Origin of the sequence: Bacillus sp. EE-W1, assembly GCF_009760835.1 — a bacterium.
Taxonomy (GTDB): domain Bacteria; phylum Bacillota; class Bacilli; order Bacillales; family Bacillaceae_G; genus Bacillus_A; species Bacillus_A wiedmannii.
The window spans coordinates 1-2,811 of record NZ_WIPE01000148.1; the positions used below are offsets into that span (position 1 = coordinate 1).

The 2,811-nt window shown below is 32.5% G+C and carries 1 protein-coding gene and 1 pseudogene; one reads left to right on the top strand and one right to left on the bottom strand.

Annotated elements, in window-relative coordinates; translation table 11 throughout:
• Positions 1-550 precede the first annotated feature (550 nt).
• Positions 551-2,029: a primase C-terminal domain-containing protein gene (locus GFJ36_RS28665; protein ID WP_098230887.1), complete on the top strand. Its 1,479-nt coding sequence runs from the start codon at positions 551-553 to the stop codon at positions 2,027-2,029.
• Between the two features lie 524 nt (positions 2,030-2,553).
• Here the strand turns inward: GFJ36_RS28665 and GFJ36_RS28670 are convergent.
• Positions 2,554-2,811, bottom strand: a pseudogene (locus GFJ36_RS28670) (ABC transporter permease); the annotation flags it as partial.

A 2,811-nucleotide genomic window follows, 5' to 3' on the forward strand; every position in this document is an offset into this window, starting at 1 on the left:
GAAAAATAGAAATAGGGAAATAGGGATATTATTTAAATTACGCGTAATTTCACTGTTTACAAACAAAAAAACTTGCTGTAATGTAAGAATTAGCAAGTTTTTCAACAAAAAGTGATTTAATTTGATACTGTACATAAAGGGCTTATTAGATAAATAAATGGTAAAAAAATAAATAAAAAAAAGAACGGCTGTCTAATTGAGATTTCTCAGGTCCCAATCTGACAGAAAAAGTAGAGTTACTGACAATAACTTTACTCCCCGGTGAATACACGTTGCTGTCAACAACTTGTATTCCATTTACACACTGCAAGACCAGTATGTAAAATTCTCCGTCCGTTCTAGTTAACTATGTTATTAGAGATATAAAAATATCTGTATTTAGTATAGTTAATTAGAGCTAGATTGTAAAGGTAGAAATCTGTATTTAAGTTTGTTTGAATACGGAGAAAAGTCTGTCTTTTATCTACTTTCCGGAGAATTTTTGAGGTGAGCAGTGTTATAACTGCTCACCTTTTTTATTGTCAAAAATCTAGTGGAAAGGAGATTTAACATGGATAAAGCGCAGCAAGCAATCGAATTGATTTTACATGATGGGTTACGAAAATATAAATATAAAAACTCAAGAGCTAGCATATCCATGTTAGATTCTCAGGATTCTAGTATCAAAATGGATGACAGATTTGTATTTATTACACGTACAAAAGAAGATTTAACGAACTTATATGGTACAAAGGGAGTTGTATTGACTTCTCAAGAAACAGTACTGGACCATATTGGACAAGCTACACATTGGACTCCGAATATTTTTAGAGTGGGAACATACATAGATAGAAACAGAAAAATCATTAAAGGGCATGAAGAACGAAATCTAAAACAAATTAATTGCTTTACTGTTGATATTGATACAAAAGATCTTAATCCAGGGGAAATCGTACTTGCAGCAATGGACAAGCAGTTAGGAATGCCTACAGTTATTGTTGAAAGTGTGAAGGGATACCAGGTTTATTTTGTGTTGGATAAACCATTATTTATTTCGAATAAGAACGATTTCCGGGGATTACGTAGTGCAAAAAGAATCAGTGAGAACATCAGAAAAGCTCTAAGCGACCTTTTACCTGGTGTTGATTTGACATGTAATGACTTCGGGTTCTTCCGTATGCCAAATGAAGAGAACATAGTATGGTTTGATGCAAACAGTACATGTAATTTATCTCATTTAATTGAATGGTCTAAAGATCAAGATATCGGCCATCGTAGAAGTGTATTTACGGTTATTTCAAATAAGCAAATTAAAACTACGCAAATTACTGAAGGATGGGTGCAAAAGGTATTAGCATGCACACATATCAGAGGTCAAAAAGGTGTATTTGGACGTGATAATGCTGTATTTACGCTCGCGTTAGCATGCTATTCTTCAAGAATGACTCAAGATGAGGCATATAATTTACTGGATGAATTTAATACAAGCCTAAAAAGCCCTTTGAAAAATTCAAGTATTCAAAAGGCTATTCGTAGTGCTTTTTCAGGTAAATATAAAGGCGCAAACAAAGAGTACATCAATCAAATTTTAGAAATTTGGTCAGATAGAAAGGTAACATTTTCAACTCTAGTACCATCACAGTATTGGTATAAACATAAGAAAGCACGCAAGGATCGTGTACGTAGTCATTGGTATGAGTGGGAACAAGATATCATTGACTTCTTAAACGTGCAAAAAAATACCGAAAAAGGATTCTTATATTTTACTCAAAAAGAAATATGTGAAGTGTTGCGAATTCCAAGAAGTACGTTAAACAATGTGCTAAAGAAATCAAAGCAAATATATCTCCATGTGATCGGTAAAGGTAGTCAACGACAAACTGGACTGTCTACTTTGTTGTTGCTTTTTAATAATGCTATTGGTCGTACAACAGAACAAAAAGAGCTGTACTTGGAGTTTATTCAATCAATCGTCCCTGGAGCTGCAGAGCGATTATATGATCTACTCCCAAGGGATAACAGTGATTCTATCACACTAAATACGGGCTAATTTGGTACTTTGTCCACTATGCCAATACATATTTCTATTATAGTCTTTTCCCTTTTGGTTTTTCTGTATGAACTACAGTACGTGAAATTATTTGTTGGCCTTTTATTTTGTTTGGAGGCTGTTTAGATTTTATTTTTATGCTCGATTGTTTGTTCTTTAAAAGGTGTATTCTTATTGTTACTACAGTATGTTCTGTTTAAATTACTGGATTTTTTTATTAGATGCTTTTTTAGACATCGATAAAAAGAGTAGTGAGCGTTCTATTAAATTGTTTGTAATAGGGGAAAATTGGATGTTTTAAAATGCATGGTGGGGTGCGAGAGGATATTCGAAGTTCTGATGGTTATCTTTGTTATTTGTTAGAAACGTTTTTTAACATCGGTTTAAATAATAAAGAGGAAATTAATAAAGTTTTGTTGGGATTGATAGATTTATTATCTAGATGCAGTGTGCTGAAAAAAATGGATTAAACAAAAGTAACTTCAAAATATACAATAAAAGTTGATTTTGAAGTTACTTTATGTTTAGTTTTCTTTCGGAAGAACAATGCCTTTATACAATTGAACTGTAATGAAGTAGTAAATTGAGTAAATGACTATGAAAATTATTATTGGAAGCCAAATACGGAAATATGGATCGATTAGGATAAACGAAAAGATGTTCATACCAACTAATACGTGTGCAATCCCTACAATCGCTGGGAATAGGAATATTAAGAATACTTCTTTATAAATTGACTTTGTTAATAATTTACGGCGCACACCGATTTTACGAAGCATTTG

Coding starts and splice junctions, on each gene's coding strand:
- GFJ36_RS28665 (WP_098230887.1), top strand. CDS start 551: ATGGATAAAGCGCAGCAAGCAATCGAATTGATTTTACATGATGGGTTA.